Here is a 23747-nt window from a genome sequence, read left to right on the forward strand (position 1 = left end):
ACCCGCTCGAACAGCTCCCACAACTCGTCCGGCACCATGCGCTCGACCATCACCACGCGGGCAGACTACCCAGCTCTCCAAATGAGACGACGTCTAAGGAAGTTCGCTCTCCGGACACGCTTTCGAGTTAACTGTGCGGCGGTAGTAGGCTCGCGCCGTTTGTTGACGCACATGTGCACCCCCGACCGGCGGGGGTCGAGCTGGGGGAGGCCATGCGCTTTCGCGGGAAGTCGATCCGCCGGAAGATCGTGGCGCTGCTTCTCGTGCCGCTGCTGTCGCTGGCCGCCGTCTGGGGCTTCGCCACGGTACTCACGGGACGCGAAGTCACCCAGCTGTTCCGGGTGTCCCACGTCGTGCAGGACATCGGCTATCCCGTCGACGACACCGTCCGGGTCCTGCAGCAGGAACGCCGCCAGACCCTCGTCCACCTCGCCGACCCACGGGCCGCCGACGCCCTCTCCGCACTGCAGCGCACCCGCGGCGCCACCGACCGGGCGGTCGCCGAGATCCGGAAGAACGCGCGGGACCACGACGTCCGCGACGGCATGGACGCCGACGACCGCGAACGACTGACCGCCGTCCTGGAAGCCTTCGACGGCCTCGCGTCCCTGCGCCACAGCGTCGACGAGGGCACGGTCACCCGCGCCCAGGCCTACGACCTCTACAACCGGCTCGTCGATCCCTGCTACACGCTGCTCGCCGACCTCGACGGCATCGACGACATCGAGATGGACAAGCAGGCCCGCGCCCTGGTCACCCTGTCCCGCGCCCGGGAACTGCTCGCCCGTGAGGACGCCCTCCTCGGCTCCTCCCTCGTCGTCGGCCGTCTCACCCGCGACGAGACCCGCGACATCGCCGACCTCGCCGCGCAGCGCGCGGCTCTCTACGAGATCAGCCTGCCGCTGCTGCCCGACGCCGAACGCGGACGCTACGAACGCTTCTGGAAGAACGCCACCAGCGCCCCGCTGCGAGTGGCCGAACGGTCCGTGATCGCGACGGACTCCGGCACCCCGCGCGCGGTCACCGCCAAGAGCTGGGACTCCGCCGCGGCGGGCGTCCTCAAGGAACTCGGCACCCTCGACGACCACGCGAACGACCGCTTCCAGGACCGTGTGCGCCCCGTGGCCATGGGCGTCATCGTGCAGGCCGCCGTCGCGGGCCTCCTCGGCCTCGTCGCCCTCCTGCTCTCCCTCGTCCTCTCCGTACGGGTGGGCCGTGCCCTCGTGCGCGACCTGAGGCAGCTGCGTCTCGAGGCGCACGAGGCGTCCGGCGTCCGGCTGCCCAGCGTGATGCGCAGGCTGTCGGTCGGCGAACAGGTCGACGTCGAGACCGAAGTGCCGCGTCTGGAGTACGACAAGAACGAGATCGGCGAGGTGGGCCAGGCCCTCAACACCCTCCAGCGCGCCGCTGTCGAGGCCGCCGTCAAACAGGCCGAACTGCGGGCCGGTGTCTCCGAGGTCTTCGTCAACCTCGCCCGCCGCAGCCAGGTGCTGCTGCACAAGCAGCTCACCCTGCTCGACACCATGGAACGCCGGACCGAGGACACCGACGAACTCGCCGACCTCTTCCGCCTCGACCACCTCACCACGCGCATGCGCCGCCACGCCGAGGGCCTGGTGATCCTGTCCGGCGCCGCCCCGTCCCGGCAGTGGCGCCGGCCGGTCCAGCTGATGGACGTCGTCCGCGCGTCCGTCGCCGAGGTCGAGGACTACGAACGCATCGAGGTACGGCGCCTGCCGCGGATCGCCGTCACCGGCCCCGCCGTCGCCGACCTCACCCACCTGGTGGCCGAACTCCTGGAGAACGCCACCGTCTTCTCACCTCCGCACACCGCCGTCCAGGTCCTCGGCGAACGGGTCGCCAACGGGTTCACGCTGGAGATCCACGACCGAGGTCTCGGTATGACGGCCGAGGCACTTCTGGACGCCAACCTGCGTCTCGCGGAGACCCCCGAGTTCGAGCTCTCCGACACCGACCGCCTCGGCCTGTTCGTGGTCAGCCGTCTGGCCCAGCGCCAGAACGTCCGCGTCTCCCTGCAGCCGTCGCCCTACGGCGGCACCACCGCCGTCGTCTTCGTCCCCGACACCCTGCTGACCGACGACGTACCGGACACCAACGGCATCGGCTTCCGTCTCGACAGGGACCGTCCCGCCAAGGGCTTCGGGCAGGCCGCGAGCCGCGCCCCCGGACGGTCCCCGGCGCCGCTGCAGCTGCCGGGCCTGCCGACCTCCCTGCTGGACGGTCCGGTCGAACTGGAATCGCCGGTCGATCTGCACGCCCTCGACGACTTCCCCGGCGTTCTCGCGGACGAGGACAGCGAGCGCGGCGGACTCTTCCGCCCTCGCCGCTCCCGTCCCGGTGACGACGACCGAACGGCCACGCTGCCGGGTGACCGCACCGCGCGTGAGGAGACCGGCGACCGCGGCCCCGTGCCGCTGCCCCGGCGGCAGACGCCCAAGCTCGTCAGCTCGCACGGCAAGCCCGTCACCGACCAGCGCTCCCGGCGCGCGGAGCCCGACCAGCAGCCCTCCGGCGGCCCGCGCCGCACCGACACCGGCGGACTGGCACCCCTGCCCGCCCGGCGCCGCGGTGCGGCTCCCCGGCGCCCCGCCGACGCCGCCGACCGCGTGGGCGGAGCCGAGGGTGTTCCGGCCGGGGGGACCGGAGAGACCTCCGCGCCCCCGGCGCTGCCCAGGCGGACCCGGCCCAAGGCGCTGGCCTCCGGCGGCCCGGAGGAGACGCCGGCCACCGGTAAGGCGGCCCGGACCCGAGCCGGTATCACCACGCGGTCCGGTGAGACCACCACGGAACCGGGCATCGGACCACTGCCCCGGCGCATCCGCCAGGCCAGCCTGGCGCCCCAGCTCAAGCAGGACACACAACGGCGCTCCGAGCGCCCGGCCCAGCCCGCCGACCGGGATGCCGAGGAGGTCCGCAGCCGGATGGCCTCGCTCCAGCGCGGCTGGCAACGCGGCCGCGAGGACAACGCCGCGGACGACGGGGCCCGCAACGGCACCGCACACGGAACCACTAAGGGGGACGGTCGATGACCGCACCGAAGGCGACCGACCACACAGCGACGAACAAGGGGGAGCTGAACTGGCTCCTGGACGACCTGGTCGACCGGGTCGCCAGCATCCGCAAGGCCGTCGTCCTGTCCGGCGACGGGCTGCCCACCGGCGTCTCCACGGACCTGACCAGGGAGGACAGCGAGCACCTCGCGGCCGTCGCCTCCGGCTTCCACAGCCTCGCCAAGGGCGTCGGCCGGCACTTCGAGGCCGGCAGCGTGCGGCAGACGGTGGTCGAGCTCGACGACGCCTTCCTGTTCGTCACCGCCGCCGGCGACGGCAGCTGCCTCGCCGTCCTGTCCGACGCCGACTCCGACGTCGGACAGGTCGCCTACGAGATGACGCTCCTGGTCAAGCGGGTCGGCGTGCATCTGGGCGCCGCCCCGCGCACCGATCTGACCGCAGGCGGGTAGTGGGATGGCATGAGCGGAGACGGTCAGGGAAGAGACCACTGGTTCGACGACGAGGCCGGACCGGTCGTCCGTCCGTACGCCATGACGCGCGGCCGCACCACGAGTGTGGCCCAGCACCGCCTCGACCTCATCGCGGTGGTCGTGACGGAGCCCGACGCGGGCGACCCCGAGGCGGACGCGACGCTGTCCCCCGAGCACGTGGAGATCGTCGGGTTCTGCCGGGACACGCCGCAGTCGGTTGCCGAGATCGCCGCGGAGCTCGACCTTCCCATCGGCGTGGTCCGCGTCCTCATCGGGGACCTCGTGGCTGCGCAGTTCGTCCATGTCACGCGTCCGGTACCGCCGGCCGAACTGCCGGACGAGAGTATTCTGCGCGACGTGATCAACGGCCTCCGGGCGCTGTGACCGGCGCGGAAGCGGAGTACTGACGTGACAGGCTGGCAGTTCTGGGTCGACCGAGGCGGCACCTTCACCGACATCGTCGCGCGCCGCCCGGACGGCCGGCTGCTCACCCGCAAACTGCTGTCCGACACCCCGGCCCTGTCCGGCTCCCGGCCCCGGTCGAGCGACGGCACCCCCATCGCCGACGCGGCCGTCGCCGGGGTGCTCGAGCTCCTCGGCGACTCCCGGGAGCCCGTCGAGGCCGTCCGCATGGGCACCACGGTGGCCACCAACGCCCTGCTGGAACGCAAGGGCGAACGCACCCTCCTCGTCACCACCCGCGGCTTCGGCGACGCCCTGCGCATCGCCTACCAGAACCGCCCCAGCATCTTCGCCCGCCGCATCGAACTGCCCGAGACGCTCCACGACCGGGTCGTCGAGGTGGACGAGCGGGTCGCCGCCGACGGCACCGTCCTGCGCGCCCCCGACCTCGACGCCCTCGCCGGCCCCCTCCGGCAGGCCTACGACGACGGGATCCGCGCGGTCGCCGTCGTCTGCCTGCACAGCCACCTGTACCCCGCCCACGAGCGGGCGATCGGCGACCTCGCCGCCCGCACCGGCTTCCCGCAGATCTCGCTGTCCAGCGAGGTCAGCCCGCTGATGAAACTCGTCCCGCGGGGGGACACGGCCGTCGTCGACGCCTACCTCTCGCCCGTGCTGCGCCGCTACGTCCGGCACGTCGCCGACGAACTCCACGGCGTCCGGCTGATGTTCATGCAGTCCAACGGCGGGCTGGCGGAGGCCGGGCAGTTCCGCGGCAAGGACGCCATCCTGTCCGGGCCGGCCGGCGGCATCGTCGGCATGGCCCGCATGTCGCAGCGCGCCGGCTTCGACCGTGTCATCGGCTTCGACATGGGCGGCACCTCCACCGACGTCTCCCACTTCGCCGGAGGCTACGAGCGCGTCTTCACCACACAGATCGCGGGCGTCCGACTGCGCGCCCCCATGCTGGACATCCACACCGTGGCCGCCGGCGGCGGCTCCGTCCTGCACTTCGACGGCTCCCGCTACCGAGTCGGCCCCGACTCCGCCGGAGCCACCCCGGGACCGGCCTGCTACCGCGCCGGCGGCCCGCTCACCGTCACCGACGCCAACGTGATCCTCGGCCGCATCCAGCCCGAACACTTCCCCGCCGTGTTCGGCCCTGGTGGCGACCGGCCACTGGACGGCGCCCTGGTCCGCGACCGGTTCACCGCCCTCGCGCGTGAGATCCACGAGCGCACCGGCGACGACCGCACCCCGGAGCAGGTGGCCGAGGGCTATCTGCAGATCGCCGTCGCCAACATCGCCAACGCCGTCAAGCGGATCTCCGTCCAGAAGGGCCACGACGTCACCCGCTACACCCTGACCACCTTCGGCGGAGCAGGCGGCCAGCACGCCTGCCGGGTGGCCGACTCGCTCGGTATCCGCACCGTCCTCGTGCCCCCCATGGCCGGCGTCCTCTCCGCGCTCGGCATCGGTCTCGCCGACACCACCGCCATGCGCGAGCAGTCCGTCGAGGCACCCCTGGACACCGCGGCCATGCCCGGCGTGCGCGCCGTAGCCGACGATCTGGAGGCGGCCGCCCGCACCGAACTCCTCGACGAGGACGTCCCGCAGGACCGCATCCGGGTCACCCGCCGCGCCCAACTGCGCTACGACGGCACCGACACCACCCTCACCGTCGAACTCGCCGAGCCCGACGCCATGCGGCAGGCCTTCGAAGAACGTCATCGCGCCACGTACTCCTTCACCCTCGACCGCCCGATCGTCGTCGAAGCCCTCTCCGTCGAAGCCACCGGCATCACCGAACCCCCCGATCTCTCGGCCCTGACCCCCTACGAGGGCCGGCCCACCGCGCCGGAAACCGTCCGCCTCCACACCGGCGGCGCCTGGCGCGACGCACCCCTCCACCGCCGCGAGGGCCTTCCCCCCGGCGAGACCGTCACCGGCCCCGCGATCATCACGGAGGCCGGCGCGACGACCGTCGTCGACGACGGCTGGCGGGCCGCGGCGACCGACGACGGGCATCTGCTCATGGAACGCACGGCGATCACGCAGAGTTCCGACATCGGCACCCAAGCCGACCCCGTCCTGCTCGAGGTGTTCAACAACCTCTTCATGTCGGTCGCCGAACAGATGGGCGCCCGCCTGGAGTCCACGGCCCAGTCCGTCAACATCAAAGAACGCCTGGATTTCTCCTGCGCCCTGTTCGACCCGGAGGGCAACCTGGTGGCCAACGCGCCCCACATCCCCGTCCACCTGGGCTCCATGGGCACCAGCGTCAAAGAGGTCATCCGACGCCGCGCCACCTCCATGCGGCCGGGTGACACCTACGCCGTCAACGACCCGTACCACGGCGGCACCCACCTGCCCGACATCACCGTGATCACGCCCGTGTTCGACACCGTGCGAACCGACCCGGCGGCGGACACGGACAGTGAACCCACGATCCTCTTCCACGTCGCCTCGCGCGGCCACCACGCTGAGATCGGCGGCATCGCACCCGGCTCCATGCCGGCCCACAGCCGCACCATCGAGGAGGAGGGCGTCCTCTTCGACAACTGGCTCCTCGTCGAGGAGGGCCGCTTCCGCGACGAGGAGACCCGCCGGCTGCTCACCGAGGCGGCCCACCCCTCCCGCAACGTGCCGACCAACCTCGCCGACCTGCGCGCGCAGATCGCCGCCAACCACAAGGGCGTGGACGAGGTCCGCCGCATGATCGGTGAGTACGGACTCGACGTCGTCCAGGCCTACATGCGCCACGTCCAGGACAATGCCGAGGAGGCGGTGCGGCGCGTCGTCGACGCCCTGGACGACGGCGAACACTCCTACGAGACCGACTCCGGCGCCGTCATCCGCGTCCGCGTGCGCGTCGACCGCGCCGAGCGCCGGGCGACCATCGACTTCACCGGCACCTCGGCACAGCTCGCCACCAACTTCAACGCCCCCCACGCCGTCGTCGACGCGGCCGTCCTGTACGTCTTCCGCACCCTGGTCGGCGACGACATCCCGCTCAACGAGGGCTGCCTGCGGCCCCTGACCATCGTCGTGCCGCCCGGCTCGATGCTGGCACCCGAGCCCCCCGCCGCCGTCGTCGCCGGCAACGTCGAGACCTCCCAGGCCATCACCGGCGCCCTGTACGGCGCGCTCGGCGTCCAGGCCGAGGGATCCGGCACCATGAACAACGTCACCTTCGGCAACGAACGCCACCAGTACTACGAGACCGTCGCCTCCGGATCGGGAGCCGGCGACGGCTTCCCCGGTGCCGACGTCGTACAGACCCACATGACCAACTCCCGGCTCACCGACCCCGAGGTCCTCGAGTGGCGGCTGCCCGTCCGGCTGGAGGAGTTCGCCGTCCGGCGGGGGAGCGGCGGCGCCGGACGGTGGGACGGCGGCGACGGCGCCGTGCGCCGCATCCGGTTCCTGGAAGCCATGACCGTCTCCACGCTCTCCCAGCACCGCCGTGTGCCCCCCTACGGCATGGCGGGCGGTGAACCCGGAGCGCTCGGCGCCAACCGCGTGGAGCGGGCCGACGGCACGGTCACCGACCTCGGCGGCAGCGGCTCGGCAGACGTCGGCCCCGACGATGTGCTCGTCATCGAAACCCCTGGTGGCGGCGGCTACGGCCGACCGTCGCCGGACCACCACCAAGCAGGAGAAGAAAGCGATGATCTTCGGGCGTTCTGAGCGCGGCAAGCCCCCGGTCGAGCCCGTCACGCTCAAGATCCTCGTGGCCGGCGGCTTCGGCGTGGGCAAGACGACCCTCGTCGGCGCGGTCAGTGAGATCAGGCCGCTGCGCACCGAGGAACTGCTCACCGAGGCCGGGCGTCCGGTCGACGACACCAGCGGGGTCGAGGGGAAGCACACCACCACCGTGGCCATGGACTTCGGCCGCATCACCCTGCGCGAGAACCTGGTGCTGTACCTCTTCGGCACGCCCGGGCAGGAACGGTTCTGGTTCATGTGGGACGAGTTGTCCGAGGGCGCGCTGGGCGCCGTCGTCCTCGCCGACACCCGCCGCCTGGAGGACTGCTTCGCCGCCGTCGACTACTTCGAGCGGCGGTCCATACCCTTCATCGTCGGCGTCAACTGCTTCGAGGGGGCGGCCCGCTATCCGGCCGATGCCGTGCGCGGGGCCCTCGACCTGGACGACGACGTGCCCGTCCTGCTGTGCGACGCGCGCGACCGGGAGTCGGTCAAGGAGGTGCTCATCGGCGTCGTCCAGCACGCCATGGAGTACACGGCCGACCGTCGCCGGGCCGTCACCCGCTGAGACACGGGCACGGCCCGTACCCTCGCCGACCGGGGTACGAGCCGTGGTCCCGTGGGAGGCGCTCACGCGCGCGTGCGGCGTTCTTCCATGCGCCCTCCGCCCCTTGTCCCGCGTACCGCCCTCCCGCTAGGCGCCGTCCTCCGCGAGCCAGCCGAGGCTCTTCTCCACGGCCCTGCGCCAGTTGCGGTACTCACGCTCGCGTACCGGCGCCTCCATGGCGGGCGTCCACCGCGCGTCCTGGCGCCAGTGCGACTTCAGCTCGTCCAGGTCGCTCCACACGCCCGTGGCCAGCCCGGCCGCGTAGGCGGCGCCCAGGCAGGTGGTCTCGGACACCTGGGGCCGGATCACCGGAACACCCAGCACGTCCGCCTGGTGCTGCATGAGCAGGTTGTTCTTCGTCATGCCGCCGTCGACCTTCAAGGCGGTGATCGGCACCCCGGAGTCCTGGTACATGGCGTCCACGACCTCCCGGGTCTGCCAGCTCGTCGCCTCCAGCACCGCACGCGCGAGGTGCGCCTTGGTGACGTACCGGGTCAGCCCTGTGACGACCCCGCGCGCGTCGGAGCGCCAGTACGGAGCGAACAGCCCGGAGAACGCGGGCACGATGTAGGCGCCGCCGTTGTCCTCGACGCCCGCGGCCAGTGTCTCGATCTCGTCGGCGGTGCGGATGATCCCGAGCTGATCGCGGAACCACTGGACGAGGGCGCCCGTTATCGCTATGGACCCTTCCAGGCAGTACACCGGCGCCTCCCCGCCGATCTTGTAGCCCATCGTCGTCAGCAGCCCGCTCTTGGACGGCACCGGCCGGCCTCCGGTGTTCAGCAGCAAGAAACTGCCGGTGCCGTAGGTGTTCTTGGCGGTGCCGACGTCGTAGCAGGCCTGCCCGAACACGGCCGCCTGCTGGTCGCCCAGCGCGGAGGCCACCGGCACCCCGGCGAGGTGCCCGACCGCGGTGCCGTACACCTCCGCGGAGGACCTGATCTCGGGGAGCACGGCTTCGGGAAGGTCCATCGCGGACAGGACGGACGGATCCCACTGGAGGGTGTCCAGGTTCATCAGCATGGTGCGGGAGGCGTTCGTGACGTCGGTGACGTGCCGGCCGCCGTCGGTGCCGCCGGTGAGGTTCCAGATCAGCCAGGAGTCGATGGTCCCGAAGGCGATCTCGCCGCGCTCGGCCCGCCGGCGCAGACCGGGCACCTGGTCCAGCAGCCAGGCCGCCTTGGGGCCGGAGAAGTAGCTGGCCAGGGGCAGCCCTGTCGGCTCGCGGAAGCGGTCCTGGCCGTCCGTGCCGCCCAGTTCGTGGCACAGGCTGGCGGTGCGGGTGTCCTGCCAGACGATCGCGTTGTGCACGGGTTTGCCGGTCGCGCGGTCCCACAGGACCGTGGTCTCCCGCTGGTTGGTGATGCCGAGCGCGCTCAGCCGGTCGGCGCGCAGCCCGGCCCTGGCGAGTGCCCCGGCCACGACGGCCTGCACCTTGGACCAGATCTCGGTGGCGTCGTGCTCCACCCAGCCCGGCTTGGGGAAGATCTGGCGGTGCTCGCGCTGGTCGACGGCGACGATGGCGCCGCTGTGGTCGAAGATGATGCAGCGGCTGGACGTGGTGCCCTGGTCGATGGCGGCGACGTACTTCTCGGCGGTGTCCGTCATGGCTGTCCCTGGGTCGCTGGGTCAGGTCACTTGATCGGGTCGCTGGGGGAGCAGGTCCGTGGAAGGCCCGGGGGAAAGCGGCCGAGCCCGGAGCGGGTGGGGGCGTGAGGGGTCGGGGCCGGCCCGCGAGGAGGTCAGAAGGCCACGTTGTAGACGAGGCCGGCGAGCGCTCCGCCGATGAGCGGGCCGACGACCGGGATCCTGGCGTAACCCCAGTCGGAGGTGCCCTTGTTCGGGATCGGCAGGAACGTGTGCACGAGGCGCGGGCCGAGGTCGCGGGCCGGGTTGATGGCATAGCCGGTCGGGCCTCCGAGGGAGAGCCCGATGCCGACGACGAGCAAGGACACGATCAGCACGGTGGTGCCGGACTCACCGAGTCCCTTCGTCAGCCCGAAGGCGAGAACGGGCAGCACCAGGGCCATGGTGGCGATGATCTCGGTGACGAGATTGGCGACGGGGTTGCGGATCTCCGGGATCGTCGAGAAGACGCCCAGGGTCGGCACCGGCTCACCGCCCGCTCCCGGCGCGGTTCCCCGGTCGGCACCGGCTCACCGCCCGCTCCCGGCGCGGTTCCCTCCTCGTGGACATTGGCCTGGAACTGCGCCAGATACACCAGATAGGCCAGTACGGCGCCGAGCATCGCGCCGACGAGCTGGCCCAGCAGGTACACCCAGACCTTTCCCCACTCGCCGGTGTCCACGGCGATGCCGACGGTCACCGCGGGATTGAGCTGACCGCCGGAGAGCGGAGCGGCCGTGTACGCGCCCGCGAGCACCCCGAAACCCCAGCCGAACGCGATCACGACCCAGCCCGACGCCCGGGCCTTGGAATGTCTGAGGGTCACGGCGGCGCAGACGCCGGCACCGAACAGGATCAGGATCGCGGTGCCGATGACCTCGCCGACGAAGATGTCTCCGTTGCTCGTGGCGGCTCCCTTGGCCCGGTGGGGCGGTCAGCCCCGGCCCTCGGTGCGGGAACGGTTCCCTTGGCGACTTCAGCCGAAGGCGGGCAGGCCCCGCGCCCCGCCCGGTACCCATGACGAGCGTGCCGTCGCAGCCGGGTCGCCACGCCGGGACGGGCCGTGGAGCAGGACAGACCCATGGCGCGGTGCCTGATGACGCCGAGAAAGGTACGGCGGTGCCGGCTGACACCGGGAAGTGTTCACCGGCGTCCGGGGGGCGTCAAGGCTGCCGGCAGGGACGGTGGCAGCGGCTCACCAGGCCCGGGGAGCCGCGCCGTTCGGGCGCGTTGGTGCGGGGGAGTTCACGAGCGTGGCTCGGCGGCCGCGTAACCGGCCTGGGCCGGTGCCCTTTGCGGGCCGCCGCGCCGGATCTCGTGGCCGGACAGCCCCGCGTGGCCGAGGACCCAGCTCGCACCGCTGAGCGCCTTGGCCGCCTTCTTCAGCGGAGCGAGCTGGGCGGCGGCCTGGCGGTGGTCGCTGACGCTGCCGGGGGCGCACACGACCGTCGCGAGCGACAGCGTGACCAGCCGGCCGCCCGCCGACCAGGGCGCGTCGAGCACGGTGGCGGCCAGTGGGCCCAGCGCCGCCTCGTCGCCCAGCAGCAGGAAGTCGTCCCCGCCGATGTGCGCCACGCGCGCGTGCCCCCCGATCGTCTCCTGCAGCACCCGGCCCACCGACCGGATCAGCTCGTCCCCGGCCGCGAAACCGGCACCGTCGTTGACCTGTTTGAAATGGTCGATGTCCAGCCAGCTGAGTGCGAACGCGCGCCCCTCCGCGATCCACCGGTCCACCTCGCCCGTGATCGCGTCCGAACCGGGCAGCCGGGTCAGCGGATTGAGGCCGGCCGCCTCCTCGACCCGGCTCTCGGCCAGCGCCCGCACGAGGTCCGCGAGCCGCACGACGCCCACGCAGCGACCGTGCTCGTCGACCACCGCCACATCGTCGGAGGTCCGGTCGCGGTCGCCGACCGCCACGACGTCCAGCACTTCCCAGGCGGTGGCGTCGTGGCCGACCGTCCGGGGCGCGTCACCGAGTTTGAAGGCCGGGCGGTCGGCGTACAGGGCGTGACCGTAGGGGCCCGACATCGACAGCAGGAAGCGCGAGCGGTGCACCGACCGGACGGGCCTTCCGCTCTGGTCCGACAGCAGCACGCCGGAGACGTCCGGCGATCCGGTCAGCAACTCCCGTACCTCCCTCGCAGAGGCCGTCACCGGCAGAACGGCGGCCGGGCGCACGAACTCCCGGACCGAAGGCCCCGAGCGGGGCGGAGGCGGGGCGTCCGGTGAGCGAGGCGGAACGTACACGTCGGCCACGGGGATCCGGGCCGGCGGCGCGAACAGCTCACCCTGGGCCAGCTGTGCGCCGGCCGACACCGCCGCCGCGCACTGCAGTTCGGTCTCCACGCCCTCCACCGCCACCAGGGCGCCCAGCTCCTCGCACAGCGTGCGCATCGCCCGCACGGCGGCCGGCCGGGCCAGCAGCGAGGCGTCGAGCTTGACCAGATCGGGCGAGAGGTCGGTGAGCAGCCTGAGCGGCACGTCGCCGTCACCGATGCCGTCCGCGCAGATCCGGAAGCCCTGCCCGCGGAGCGTCGTCACGGCCTCCAGCAGTGCCCGCTGCGGCACATGCGTGTAGGGCGGGACGATGTCGAGCGTCACCTCCCAGGGCATGCGCCCGGCCGCGCGCACGGCGTCGTGCAGCGGCGTGAGACCACCGAGGTCCGCCAGCGTGGCGGCGAACACGTTGAGGTGCAGCGGGAGCAGCGTCTCCTTGCGTGCCGCCGCGCGGAGCGCCAACACGGTGAGCGCACCGTCGAGTTCGGGGTCGCGGCGAGCCTCGGCCAGTACGTCGCCGGTCTCCGGGCGGGCAAGTGTCTCCAGCGCCGCGACCGCGCCCGTCCTCAGGTTGACCACCGGCTGGAAGGCGAAGCGGAGAGTATCCGTCCAGGAGTGCACGGGAGCATGATGGCTCCACCCGGGTGCGCCCAGGCGCAGTTCATGAGACGTTCACGCAGCTTTCCGGGCCGATCACGGAGCGTGGCGCACCCGAGGTCTCCTGCCGCACGACCCGCCCGGCCGTCCCGGTCAGCGCACCGCGATCACCGACGATCCATGCCCGAACAGCCCCTGGTTGGCGGTGATGCCCACGCGGGCGCCCGGGACCTGCCGGTCACCGGCCGCGCCCCGCAACTGCCAGGTCAGCTCACACACCTGGGCGAGGGCCTGGGCGGGCACCGCCTCACCGAACGAGGCGAGCCCGCCACTGGTGTTGACGGGTATGCGGCCGCCGGGTGCGGTGACGCCCTCGCGCAGCAGCTTCGCGCCCTCACCCTCGCCGCACAGTCCCAGATCCTCGTACCACTGCAACTCCAGTGCCGTGGAAAGGTCGTACACCTCGGCCAGGTCCAGGTCCTCCGGGCCGGTCCCCGCCTCCTCGTAGGCGGTCCGGGCGATGGACGCCCGGAACGGCTCGGCGGGTGGATCCACCGTGGCGGCGCACTCCGTGGCGATGTCGGGCAGGTCCAGCACCGTGTTCGGGAAGCGGGGGGTCACCGTGGACACGGCCCGGATCCGCACCGGCCGGGGGATCCCGTGCCGGTGGGCGAAGTCCACACTGGACAGCACCAGGGCGGCTCCGCCGTCGGAGGTGGCGCAGATGTCGAGCAGCCGCAGGGGATCGGCGACCACCGCGGAGGCGGCGACCTCCTCGGCCGTGACCCGCTTGCGGTAGCGGGCGTACGGGTTCAGCGCGCCGAACGCCGCGTTCTTCACCTTCACCAGGGCGAAGTCCTGCGGTGTGTCCCCGTGCACCGCCATCCGCCGCCTGGCGTACAGCCCGAAGTACGCCGGGTTCGTCGCGCCCAGCAGGCGGAAGCGCAGCCAGTCCGGATCGTCGGGGCGGTCCCCGCCCGCCGGCCGGAAGAACCCCTTGGGTGCGGCGTCCGCTCCGACGACGAGCACGACGTCCGTGAGCCCCGCGAGGATCTGCGCACGCGCCGCGGCGATCGCCTGAGCGCCCGACGCGCAGGCCGCGTACACACTGGCGACCCTGGCCCCCTGCCAGCCGAGCGCCTTGGCGAACGTCGCTCCCGCCACGTATCCCGGGTATCCGCCGCGCACGGTGTCCGCGCCCACGATCGCGCCGACGTCCTGCCATGGCAGACCGGCGTCCGCGAGCGCGGCCCGGGCCGCCGCCGTCCCGTACTCGACGAAGCCGCGGCCCCATTTCCCCCAGGGATGCATGCCCACGCCGAGCACCGCCACGTCCGCCGTCATGCCGCCACCCCCTTCGGCTGCCAGTACCACATCGTCCACGTCGTCTCGGCGTCCTCGTGGAGCACCCCGGGGACGGCCTCCACCTCCATGCCCACCGTCAGATCCGCGACGGTGACCCCTGCGGGGGCCTGCCCCAGCACCACGATCCCCTCGGTCTCCAGCTCCACCGCGATCAACGCGTACGGCTGCCACACACGTTCCGGATTACTCACATAGGGTGGCGGAGGCCGGTACCGGCTGTCGGTGTACGACCAGATTCGTCCCGTTCTCGACAGCGGAACTTCCTCCAGGGTGCCACCCGCGCAGTGCGGGTTGCGGCAGTGGACGTCCTCGCGCGGGAAGAAGACCGAGGCGCAGGACGAGCAGCGGGTGCCCAGCAGCCGGAAACCGCCCCCCTCCCCGGTGAACCATCCGGCGACCGCCGGTGTGCGCGTGCGCGGCAAAGCCCCTCCCCGAGGTGAGAACTGACGAGGCGTCAGAAGTCTGCCACGCGGCACGTGAAAAGGGCAGACCGCCTCGGTGAACCGAACGGCCCCCTTCGGCGTCGTGTTACAGGAGGGGCGGACGGGATCGACGGGGGTGACTCCGACCGCCCCTCCCGGACCCGTCGAATCCCGATCCATCGCGGCCGGAAGACGTCCTCCCCGTGATCGGATACAGTCCGCGCGTGTCCGAAAACCAACACCTGTCTGTCAACTCCGCGCCGGGCTCGCACTGTTCGAGCTGCGGAGCGCCCTACGGAGACGGCGTCTCCGGCTGGCCGCGCACCTGCCCCCGCTGCGGGTCGGTGGCCTACCGCAATCCGCTGCCGGTCGCCATCGCCCTCCAGCCCGTGTACGACACCAAGGGCACAGCCCTGGTCGTCGTCACCCGGGCCATCGCTCCCGCGCGCGGCGGCACCGCCCTGCCCGGCGGTTACGTCGACGACCGGGAGGACTGGAAACAGGCCGTCGTACGGGAACTGAAGGAGGAGACCGGTATCGGCGCGGCCGCCCGCGACGTCCGCCTGGTCGACGCCATGAGTTCGCCCGACGGGCATCTGCTGCTCTTCGGGCTCCTCCCGGAGCGCCCGGCCGAGGGGCTCGCGCCGTCCGGCCCGACCGACGAGACCGAGGGCCGGCACCTGCTGCGCAGGCCGGAAGAGCTGGCCTTCCCTCTGCACACCGTGGCCGCGCGAGCCTGGTTCGAGGGCCGCTACATCTGACCCGCACGCCTGTGAGCGGCCCCGCCCGGCGCCCCCCCGCCGAACCTTCCCGCCGCCTGCCTCGGGGACACCGGACGCGGCCCAGCCGGGCCGGCCGTACGACGCACCTCCCGGCCGAACCCTCCGTACCCGGCCCGCGCGGGCTCAGCCGAGCCCGCGCACCCGCACCGGGCAGGGCGGCTCACCGGTGCCGCCCTCCCCTTCCCGGGTGACCACCACCTCCCGGCCCCGCCGGCGGGCGACGTAGCGTTCGATCTCCGGATCGTCCCACCCGTCGCCCGCGTCCCGCACCACCAGACCGCCCCCCGTACGGCCCTGCGCCGGCGCCCACACCTCCAGCTCCAGCCCGCCGTCGGCGCCGCGCACGGGCACCACCGCTCCCGCGCGCGCGAACACCGGTATCCGGGACAGCGGCGCGTCGACGAGAACCTGCGCCGGGCCCTCGTACGCCTGCTCCGTCGCCGTGTCGTACCACCGGCCCCGCGGCAGCTGCACCGCACGCCGGTCGGCACCGGGGTCCAGGACCGGAGCGACCAGCAGGGCGTCACCGAGCAGAAACGTGTCCTCGCAGTCGCGCAGGGTCCGGTCCTCCGGAGCTTCCCACCACAGCGGCCGCACATAGGGCGCGCCGGTCCGCCGGGCCAGACGCGCCAGCGTCACGAAGTAGGGCACCAGCCGCCGGCGTTCGAGCAGCGCCGCGCGCGCGTGCTCCAGCACCTCGGCACCGAACTCCCACGGCTCCCTGCGCCCCGCACGCAACGACGCGTGGGTGCGGAAGAGCGGCAGATACGCGCCGAGCTGGAACCACCGCAGGTACAGCTCGGGCGAGGGGCTGCCGTCGAAGCCGCCCACGTCGGGCCCCGAGTACGGCACCCCGCAGAGCCCGAGCCCCAGCACCAGCGACAAGGACGCCCGCAACCCGGGCCACCCCGTCGCCACATCCCCCGACCAGGTGCCCCCGTACCGCTGGGACCCGGCCCAGCCGGAACGGGAGAACACGAAGGGCCGCTCTCGCGGCGACAGCTCACGCAGACCCTCGTAGCCAGCCCGGGCCATGCACAGGGCGTACACGTTGTGCGCCTCCCGGTGGTCACCGCCGCGCCCCTCCAAGGAGTGCCGGGCCGAACGCGGCAGCGTCCGCTCCCCGAAGGCGGTGAACGACGTCGGCTCGTTCATGTCGTGCCAGAACCCCGCGAAGCCCTGCCCCAGCCGTTCTTCGTACAGCCCGCCCCACCACTTGCGCACGCGCGCGTGCGTGAAATCCGGGAAGACCGACTCTCCCGCCCACGCCAAGCCCCGTACCGTGCGCCCCGAGGCGTCCCGCACGAACGCGTCCACGGCCGCACCACCGTCGTACACGGCATTGCCCGGCTCGGCCCGCACGGCCGGATCGACGACGGACACCAGCCGGACCCCCTCCCGGCGCAGCTCCTCGGCGAGCACGGGCAGCTTCGGAAAGCGGTCGTGGTCCACGGTGAACGACTGGTGGTCCTGGTGGTGGTCGATGTCCAGGTGCACGGCGTCCAGTGGCAGACCACGCTCCCGGTAGCCCGCGACGACCTTGCGGACCTCCTGCTCGGTCCCGAAACCCCACCGCGCGTGATGGTGCCCGAGCGCCCACGAGGGCGGCACCGCGGGCGCCCCCGTCAGCGCCGCCCACGTGTGCAGCACGCGCGCGGGAGCGCCCACCATCACCCAGCAGCGCAGCGGACCCCCCTCCATCCGCACCTCACAGCGGCCCACCCGGTCGTGCCCCGACCCGGCGCCCTCCTCACCCTCCCGCAGCAGCACCGTGCCGTCCCACGTGGTGTCGTGGAACACCAGATGCGTACCGGCGTCGGCCACCACGAGCTGCACCGGCATGGTCAGATACAGCGGATCGTCACCGGGCCCGAACGCCCGGCCCGGGTCGGTGTTCCACAGCCGGTACGTGCCGTCCCGCAGCCGGGGACCCGAGGCCCGCCCCCCGAGACCGAAGAACCGGGCGTCCGCCGCCACCTCCGACCGCTGCATCCACCGCGCGGGACCCCCGCCGACCGGCTCCCACCAGCGCGGCGGCAGCTCCCGCCGCAGCGTCACCCCGCCGGGCGTACAGACCTGCACCGCGCCGTGCCGTGACACGACGACCGTCACCCGCTCGGCGACCACCCGCCAGCCACCGTCCTTGTCCGGCTCCAGCACCGCCCGCGGATCCGGCTCCGGACCGCTCCCCGCGAGCGCGTACGACGGCCGCGGACCCGCACCGTCCCACCCCCAGAAGACGGCCCCGCTCACCGCCACGGTGATCCGCAGTTCCGACCGGGCGAAACGGATCAGACCGCCCCCCGGCCCCGGCTCCACGGTCCGCACCTGCCCCGGGACCCGCGCCCGCTCCGCCCCCCGCTGCGGCAGCCCGGCGGCGTCGACACGCCTCCTGCGCCAGGCGGCCCGCACGGTACGCAACCCCCGAGCCACCCCTCCCGAACCGACCACACTCACCGAACGCACCAGGTCACGACCGTCCATGCTGCTCACCCTGCCACCGAGCGCCCCGCACGCGTGTGTCGTTCAACTGCCGTTCACCCGTGCCACGCCCACATCTTCACGACCCGGACTATGTGGGGCGCACCCTGGTGCGGAAGTCGATCACATGGCATCGTCCCTGTCAGCCGCGTCACGCGCACACCCCAGCCCGTGCGCGGACCGACGCCCACGACGCGCACAGCCGGGAGCCGCCCCATGTCGACCGCGAACCCCAAGCCGCTCTGGCAGCCCGATCCCGAGAGGATCGCCCAGGCACGCATCACCCAGTTCCAGGCCTGGGCCGCCGAGCACCACGGCGCGCCGGCCCAGGGAGGCTACCCGGCGCTGCACCGGTGGTCCGTCGAGCAGCTCGACACCTTCTGGGGGGCCGTGGCGGAGTGGTTCGACGTACGGTTCTCGTCCCCCTACGCGCGCGTGCTCGGCGACCGCTCGATGCCAGGCGCCCAGTGGTTCCCCGGGGCCACCCTGAACTACGCCGAACACGCCCTGCGCGCCGCGGACGACCGCGCGGACGAACCCGCGCTGCTCCACGTGGACGAGACGCACGAGCCGCGCCCGGTGACCTGGTCCGAGCTGCGCCGCCAGGTCGGTTCCCTGGCCGCCGAACTCCGCGCCCTCGGCGTACGCCCCGGCGACCGCGTCAGCGGCTACCTCCCCAACATCCCGCAGGCCGTCGTCGCCCTCCTCGCCACCGCCGCCGTGGGCGCCGTCTGGACCTCCTGCGCCCCGGACTTCGGCGCCCGCAGCGTCCTCGACCGTTTCCAGCAGGTGGAACCGGTCGTCCTGTTCACCGTCGACGGCTACCGCTACGGAGGCAAGGAGCACGACCGCCGCGAGACCGTCGCCCAGCTGCGCGGCGAGCTGCCCACCCTGCGCGCCGTCGTACACATCCCGCTCCTCGGCACCGAGGCACCCGAGGGCGCCCTCGAGTGGTCGGCGCTGACGGCCGGGGACACCGCACCCGTCTTCGAACAGGTCCCGTTCGACCACCCCCTGTGGGTCCTGTACTCCTCCGGTACGACCGGCCTGCCCAAGGCCATCGTCCAGTCCCAGGGCGGCATCCTCCTCGAACACCTCAAGCAACTCGGGCTGCACTGCGACCTCGGCCCACAGGACCGTTTCTTCTGGTACACCTCGACCGGCTGGATGATGTGGAACTTCCTCGTCTCCGGCCTGCTCACCGGAACGACGATCGTCCTGTACGACGGCAGCCCCGGCTATCCGGACACCGGCGCCCAGTGGCGCGTGGCCGAGCGCACCGGAGCCACCTTGTACGGCACCTCGGCCGCCTACGTCATGGCCTGCCGCAAGGCCGGTGTCCACCCCGCACGCGACCACGACCTGTCCACGGTGCGGTGCGTCGCCACCACCGGCTCGCCGCTGCCGCCGGACGGCTTCCGCTGGCTGCACGACGAGGTGCGCGACGATCTGTGGATCGCCTCCGTCAGCGGCGGAACCGACGTCTGCTCCTGTTTCGCCGGAGCCGTGCCGACCCTCCCCGTGTACACCGGCGAGCTCCAGGCGCCGGGACTCGGCACCGACCTGCAGTCCTGGGACCCCGGCGGCAAGCCGCTCACCGACGAGGTCGGCGAACTGGTCGTCACCAACCCCATGCCCTCCATGCCGATCCACTTCTGGAACGACCCGGACGGCAGCCGCTACCACGGCAGCTACTTCGACACCTACCCCGGCGTCTGGCGCCACGGCGACTGGACCACCCTCACGTCACGAGGGTCCGTGATCATCCACGGCCGGTCCGACTCCACCCTCAACCGGCAGGGCGTGCGCATGGGCTCGGCCGACATCTACGAAGTCGTCGAGCGGCTCCCCGAGATCAAGGAGTCCCTCGTCATCGGCATCGAACAGCCCGACGGCGGCTACTGGATGCCGTTGTTCCTGCACCTTGCACCGGGCGCCACCCTCGACGAGCCACTCCTGAACCGGATCAAACAGACCATCCGCGAACAACTCTCGCCCCGGCACGTGCCCGACGAGATCATCCAGGTGCCCGGCATCCCGCACACCCTGACCGGCAAACGCATCGAGGTCCCCGTCAAGCGCCTCCTGCAGGGCACACCGCTGGATAAGGCCGTCAACCCCGGCTCCATCGACGATCTCGCCCTGCTCGGGTTCTACGAGGAGCTCGCCCGCAAGCGCGCCTGACCGAACGGGACGTCACCACCCGCACCGGCCCCGGACCCACCGACCACGTGAGGACCGGGGCCACCGCCCTCGCCCCCTCCCCTCACCGCCCCGACCTGCGCAAACGGCAGTCGTGCCGACCCCGCGACCGCCGACCGGACCCTCGTTGTCAGTGCCGCCGGTTACGGTGAGTGAGCATTGATCGACTGCGCACCAGGGGGAAAGACATGGCGCACACCGAGCACCAGACCATGCGACGCGTCCTGCACCGCGAGATCGCCGGGACCATCGGCGTGCTCACCGACGAACACGACTTCCGCGCCATGCGGCGCTATCGCAGCTTCACCTTCGACGACCACGCGACCTACCTGCGGCAGGTGGAGACCGTCCTCAAGACCCGGGCCGCCCAGGGCAGCCACACGACGATCGCCCTGTTCGATCCCCAGGACTACGCCGTCTACTGCGCCGAGAACGGCCTCGACCCGGAAGCCCCGAGCAGCCGCACCCGGTTCACGGCGGAACTCGCCGCCACCGGCCCCACCGTCCCCTACGACGGCCGGCCCCTCGCCACACTGCTGCCCACCCTCGTGGACGAAGCCGTACGCCAGGCCACCTGGGAATACGCCACCACCCTCCTGACCCGCCTCGGACCCTGCCCCACCTGCGGCGAGGACATCGGCAGGGCCGCCTTCACCCGCGCCGCCGCACTCCTGGTCCGCATCCTCGACACCGCACCGCCCGGGGACCGGCACCTGGTGTGCAGCGTCTCCGGACCGCCGGACACGGTCATCTCCGTCCTGAACGGCGAGCAGGACCCAGGAGGCGACACCCGGCTCGACGAGGCCGAGACCCTCGAATTCACCAGCGTCCTCGCGCTCGGTCTCGGCACCCGCAGCCCCGGCGGACTCGTCATGCGCACCAGCGCCCCCGCCACCGCGGACCGCGTCTACGGCTGGCGGCTGCGCGCCGGCCGGCTCGAACCGCTCACCGCCTCGGAGGTGTTCGACGCCTACTGCACCGACGTCGAGTCCGGCGACATCATCTCCCCGGAGTCCGGCGTCGACTACTGCGAACCCCCCGACCTCGGAGAGGAGGGCACCGGACACCACCACTGACCGCACACCGAAGGCCGGCGGAACGCACCAGGGGCGCCCCACCCGAAGGCGGGACGCCCCTGATCACCCGGCACCACGAGCGACGCCGGCGGGCCTACTCGCCGGACAGCACCACCCGGGCCGCGGTGCGGGCCTCGTCGGCGGTGTCCGTCGCACGCGCGGCCGCCGCGGCCCGCTCGCACTGCGCCAGCGTGTACTTGGCCAGCGTCGCCCGGACGTACGGAATGGACGCCGCACCCATGGAGAGGGAGGTGACACCCAGACCGGTCAGCACACAGGCCAGCAGCGGATCGGAGGCCGCCTCGCCGCACACACCGCAGCTCCTGCCCTCGGCCCCGGCCGCCTCCGCGGACGCCGCCACCAGGTCGAGCAGCGCCGGCTGCCACGGGTCCTGGAGCCGCGAGACCGCACCCACCTGCCGGTCGGCGGCGAAGGTGTACTGAGCGAGGTCATTGGTGCCCAGGGACAGGAACTCGACCTCCTGCAGGATGGAACGCGCCCGCAGGGCGGCCGAGGGAATCTCCACCATCGCGCCGAACTTCGCGTGCAGCCCGGCGTCCCGGCAGGCGTCCGCGAAGGCCTTCGCGTCCGTACGGTCCGCCACCATGGGCGCCATGACCTCGAGGTGGACCGGCAGCCCCTCGGCGGCCTTCGCCAGCGCGGTGAGCTGGGTGCGCAGGATGTCCGGGTGGTCGAGCAGCGTGCGCAGACCCCGGACACCGAGCGCGGGGTTCGGCTCGTCCGCGGGCGTCAGGAAGTCCAGCGGTTTGTCCGCACCCGCGTCCAGCACGCGCACGACCACCCGGCCCTCGGGGAACGCCTCCAGCACCTGCCGGTAGGCCGCCACCTGCTTGTCCTCGGAAGGAGCGTTCTTGCTGTCGTCGAGGAAGAGGAACTCGGTACGGAACAGACCGACGCCCTCGGCTCCCGCCTCCAGGGCCGCCGGCACGTCGGCCGGACCGCCGATGTTGGCCAGCAGCGGCACCTTGTGCCCGTCCGCGGTCGCGCCGGGCCCGGTCGAGGCCGTCAGCGCGGCCTTGCGCTCGGCGGCCGCGGCCTCCAGCTCCGCCTTCTTACCCGCACTCGGGTTCACGAAGACGTGCCCGGTGCTGCCGTCCACCGCGACGACCGTGCCCTCGGCCAGCTCACCGGCGCCCGGCAGCGCCACGACGGCCGGCACGCCCAGGGCACGCGCCAGGATCGCACTGTGACTGGTCGGACCGCCCTCCTCGGTCACGAAACCGAGCACCAGGGACGGGTCGAGCAGCGCCGTGTCGGCCGGAGCGAGATCGCGCGCGACGAGCACGTAGGGCCGGTCGCTGTCCGGGACACCCGGCATCGGAACGCCCAGCAGGCGGGCGACGATACGGTTCCGCACGTCATCGAGGTCGGCCACGCGGCCGGCGAGGTACTCCCCGGCGCCGGCCAGCAGCTCCCGGTACGCGGCGAACGCGTCGTACACCGCGCGCTCGGCCGTGCTGCCGACGGCGATCCGCCGGTCCACGTCCGCCATCAGCTCGGGGTCCTGCGCCATCATGGACTGCGCCTCGAGCACCGCCTGGGCTTCGCCCCCCGCCAGGTTGCCGCGCGCCATCAGGTCGGCGGCCACGGCGTCCACGGCCTGGCGGGCGCGGCCCTGCTCGCGCTCCGGGTCCTGACCGGGGATCTGCTTGGCCGGTGGCTCCAGCACGGCCGTACCCATGTGCCGAACCTCGCCGATCGCCACGCCATGGCTCACACCGACGCCTCGCAGCGTTGTATCCATCTCACCGTCTCCGATAGTGCGGCGGGCCCCGCCGCCGCAGTGGTTGTCCTGCCCGCCGTCGTGCGACGGCGGTGCCGTCGTCTCAGGCCGTCAGTTCCAGACGAAGAGGGTGTCGCCGGCCTTCACGTCACCGCTGTCGCGGACGTCGGAGAGGGACTCGGCCGTGGCTTCGAGCGCGACGACGGGGCACACCGGGGACTTGCCGGCGGCCTCTACCGCCGACGGGTTCCAGCGCACGATGCTCTGTCCGCGCGTCACGGTGTCGCCCTTGTTGACGAGCAGCTCGAAGCCCTCGCCGTTGAGCTGCACGGTGTCGATACCGAGATGAGTGAGCACGCCGTGTCCGCTGTGGTCCACCACGACGAAGGCGTGCGGGTGCAGGGAGACGATGACGCCGTCCACGGGCGCCACGGCCTCGGAGGGCTCCCGCACGGGGTCGATCGCGGTGCCCGGGCCGACCATGGCCCCGGAGAAGACCGGATCCGGCACTGCGGCCAGTCCGATGGCGCGTCCGGCGAGCGGGGACGTCACGGTGGTCATGGGAAGCCTCCCAAGGAGTGGAGCTGCTTACGGGCCGCACTGGCTGTCCCGGACGGCGCACTGAGCAGCAGGGTATGTCATGTGAAGTGGCGGTTCCGGATCGAAGCTACCAGCTAGTGGTCTAGACCACCAACCCAATGGATTTGCACCGGCTTCGACGCTGCGTGTACTGTCGTACTCCTGCTCGGGGCGGAGAGGTGCGACAGCATCCCCGCCCGGCGGGAACCAAACTCTTCAGATCCTATCCCTGGGTCCGCTTCTGCATGCTCGCAGAAGGGTGGTCAGGGAGGCGGAAAAACACTGATAGAGTCGGAAACACCGAAGGGAAGCCCGGAGGAAAGCCCGAGAGGGTGAGTACAAAGGAAGCGACCGTTCCTTGAGAACTCAACAGCGTG

Annotated in this window: 15 protein-coding genes and 1 pseudogene; 8 read left to right on the forward strand and 8 right to left on the reverse strand. The window is 72.3% G+C overall.

Annotated features, from left to right (window positions below; genetic code table 11):
- Positions 1 to 212: 212 nt before the first annotated feature.
- From ABVB68_RS35150 to ABVB68_RS35170, 5 genes are read left to right on the forward strand one after another with little or no spacing between them, the layout of a single operon-like run.
- Positions 213 to 3050 carry a nitrate- and nitrite sensing domain-containing protein gene (locus tag ABVB68_RS35150; RefSeq protein ID WP_353605278.1) on the forward strand — a complete coding sequence of 946 codons (2838 nt, stop codon included), beginning with the start codon at positions 213 to 215 and terminating at the stop codon, positions 3048 to 3050.
- Positions 3047 to 3481, forward strand: a complete 435-nt coding sequence (locus ABVB68_RS35155) for a roadblock/LC7 domain-containing protein (protein WP_353605279.1) — start codon at positions 3047 to 3049, stop codon at positions 3479 to 3481. The genes ABVB68_RS35150 and ABVB68_RS35155 overlap by 4 nt, the downstream gene beginning before the upstream one ends.
- A 9-nt stretch (positions 3482 to 3490) precedes the next feature.
- On the forward strand, positions 3491 to 3886 hold the full coding sequence (locus tag ABVB68_RS35160; protein ID WP_353605280.1) for a DUF742 domain-containing protein: 396 nt from the start codon (positions 3491 to 3493) through the stop codon (positions 3884 to 3886).
- A 24-nt stretch (positions 3887 to 3910) separates the two neighbouring features.
- Positions 3911 to 7594 carry a hydantoinase B/oxoprolinase family protein gene (locus ABVB68_RS35165; protein WP_353605281.1) on the forward strand — a complete coding sequence of 1228 codons (3684 nt, stop codon included), beginning with the start codon at positions 3911 to 3913 and terminating at the stop codon, positions 7592 to 7594.
- Entirely contained in the window at positions 7575 to 8180 is a 606-nt protein-coding gene (locus tag ABVB68_RS35170; protein WP_353605282.1) for a GTP-binding protein, read from the forward strand. Before ABVB68_RS35165 ends, ABVB68_RS35170 begins: the two co-directional genes overlap by 20 nt.
- A gap of 126 nt (positions 8181 to 8306) precedes the next feature.
- Here the strand turns inward: ABVB68_RS35170 and glpK are convergent, their stop codons facing one another.
- The 5 genes and pseudogenes from glpK to ABVB68_RS35195 form a co-directional block, all read right to left on the reverse strand.
- Positions 8307 to 9827, reverse strand: coding sequence for a glycerol kinase GlpK (gene glpK / locus ABVB68_RS35175; protein ID WP_353605283.1), 1521 nt, complete (start codon positions 9825 to 9827; stop codon positions 8307 to 8309).
- A gap of 134 nt (positions 9828 to 9961) precedes the next feature.
- Positions 9962 to 10737, reverse strand: a pseudogene (locus tag ABVB68_RS35180) (MIP/aquaporin family protein).
- A gap of 353 nt (positions 10738 to 11090) precedes the next feature.
- Positions 11091 to 12743: a GGDEF domain-containing protein gene (locus tag ABVB68_RS35185; RefSeq protein WP_353605284.1), complete on the reverse strand. Its 1653-nt coding sequence runs from the start codon at positions 12741 to 12743 to the stop codon at positions 11091 to 11093.
- 129 nt (positions 12744 to 12872) lie between these two features.
- Positions 12873 to 14063 carry a lipid-transfer protein gene (locus ABVB68_RS35190; protein WP_353605285.1) on the reverse strand — a complete coding sequence of 397 codons (1191 nt, stop codon included), beginning with the start codon at positions 14061 to 14063 and terminating at the stop codon, positions 12873 to 12875.
- Complete coding sequence (locus tag ABVB68_RS35195) at positions 14060 to 14506, reverse strand: Zn-ribbon domain-containing OB-fold protein (protein ID WP_353605286.1); 447 nt, start codon at positions 14504 to 14506, stop codon at positions 14060 to 14062. The genes ABVB68_RS35190 and ABVB68_RS35195 overlap by 4 nt, the downstream gene beginning before the upstream one ends.
- A gap of 224 nt (positions 14507 to 14730) precedes the next feature.
- Between ABVB68_RS35195 and ABVB68_RS35200 the strand changes: the two genes are divergently transcribed.
- Positions 14731 to 15267, forward strand: a complete 537-nt coding sequence (locus ABVB68_RS35200; protein WP_353605287.1) for an NUDIX domain-containing protein — start codon at positions 14731 to 14733, stop codon at positions 15265 to 15267.
- A gap of 144 nt (positions 15268 to 15411) precedes the next feature.
- Here the strand turns inward: ABVB68_RS35200 and ABVB68_RS35205 are convergent, their stop codons facing one another.
- The gene (locus tag ABVB68_RS35205; RefSeq protein ID WP_353605288.1) at positions 15412 to 17772 is read right to left on the reverse strand and encodes a glycoside hydrolase family 31 protein; all 2361 of its coding nucleotides are present in this window, start codon (positions 17770 to 17772) and stop codon (positions 15412 to 15414) included.
- Between the two features lie 213 nt (positions 17773 to 17985).
- Here ABVB68_RS35205 and ABVB68_RS35210 point away from each other — a divergent pair, with 213 nt between their 5' ends.
- Together ABVB68_RS35210 and ABVB68_RS35215 are read left to right on the forward strand one after the other, a co-directional pair.
- A complete protein-coding gene (locus tag ABVB68_RS35210) occupies positions 17986 to 19953 on the forward strand; it encodes an acetoacetate--CoA ligase (RefSeq protein WP_353605289.1) in 1968 nt (655 codons plus the stop codon).
- A gap of 206 nt (positions 19954 to 20159) precedes the next feature.
- Positions 20160 to 21047: a DUF8829 domain-containing protein gene (locus ABVB68_RS35215; RefSeq protein ID WP_353605290.1), complete on the forward strand. Its 888-nt coding sequence runs from the start codon at positions 20160 to 20162 to the stop codon at positions 21045 to 21047.
- 94 nt (positions 21048 to 21141) lie between these two features.
- Here ABVB68_RS35215 and ptsP read toward each other — a convergent pair whose 3' ends face one another.
- Together ptsP and ABVB68_RS35225 are read right to left on the reverse strand one after the other, a co-directional pair.
- Complete coding sequence (gene ptsP, locus ABVB68_RS35220) at positions 21142 to 22812, reverse strand: phosphoenolpyruvate--protein phosphotransferase (protein ID WP_353605291.1); 1671 nt, start codon at positions 22810 to 22812, stop codon at positions 21142 to 21144.
- 90 nt (positions 22813 to 22902) lie between these two features.
- Entirely contained in the window at positions 22903 to 23352 is a 450-nt protein-coding gene (locus tag ABVB68_RS35225; RefSeq protein WP_353605292.1) for a PTS sugar transporter subunit IIA, read from the reverse strand.
- Positions 23353 to 23747 lie beyond the last annotated feature (395 nt).

The organism is Streptomyces sp. NPDC096012 (assembly GCF_040426375.1).
Classification (GTDB): Bacteria; Actinomycetota; Actinomycetes; order Streptomycetales; family Streptomycetaceae; genus Streptomyces.

Excerpts from the sequence above, each read along its gene's own strand:
- ABVB68_RS35150 (WP_353605278.1), top strand. The coding sequence starts at position 213 with ATGCGCTTTCGCGGGAAGTCGATCCGCCGGAAGATCGTGGCGCTGCTT.
- ABVB68_RS35155 (WP_353605279.1), top strand. The coding sequence starts at position 3,047 with ATGACCGCACCGAAGGCGACCGACCACACAGCGACGAACAAGGGGGAG.
- ABVB68_RS35160 (WP_353605280.1), top strand. The coding sequence starts at position 3,491 with ATGAGCGGAGACGGTCAGGGAAGAGACCACTGGTTCGACGACGAGGCC.
- ABVB68_RS35170 (WP_353605282.1), top strand. The coding sequence starts at position 7,575 with ATGATCTTCGGGCGTTCTGAGCGCGGCAAGCCCCCGGTCGAGCCCGTC.
- glpK (WP_353605283.1), bottom strand. The coding sequence starts at position 9,827 with ATGACGGACACCGCCGAGAAGTACGTCGCCGCCATCGACCAGGGCACC.
- ABVB68_RS35190 (WP_353605285.1), bottom strand. The coding sequence starts at position 14,063 with ATGACGGCGGACGTGGCGGTGCTCGGCGTGGGCATGCATCCCTGGGGG.
- ABVB68_RS35205 (WP_353605288.1), bottom strand. The coding sequence starts at position 17,772 with ATGGACGGTCGTGACCTGGTGCGTTCGGTGAGTGTGGTCGGTTCGGGA.
- ABVB68_RS35210 (WP_353605289.1), top strand. The coding sequence starts at position 17,986 with ATGTCGACCGCGAACCCCAAGCCGCTCTGGCAGCCCGATCCCGAGAGG.
- ABVB68_RS35215 (WP_353605290.1), top strand. The coding sequence starts at position 20,160 with ATGGCGCACACCGAGCACCAGACCATGCGACGCGTCCTGCACCGCGAG.
- ptsP (WP_353605291.1), bottom strand. The coding sequence starts at position 22,812 with ATGGATACAACGCTGCGAGGCGTCGGTGTGAGCCATGGCGTGGCGATC.
- ABVB68_RS35225 (WP_353605292.1), bottom strand. The coding sequence starts at position 23,352 with ATGACCACCGTGACGTCCCCGCTCGCCGGACGCGCCATCGGACTGGCC.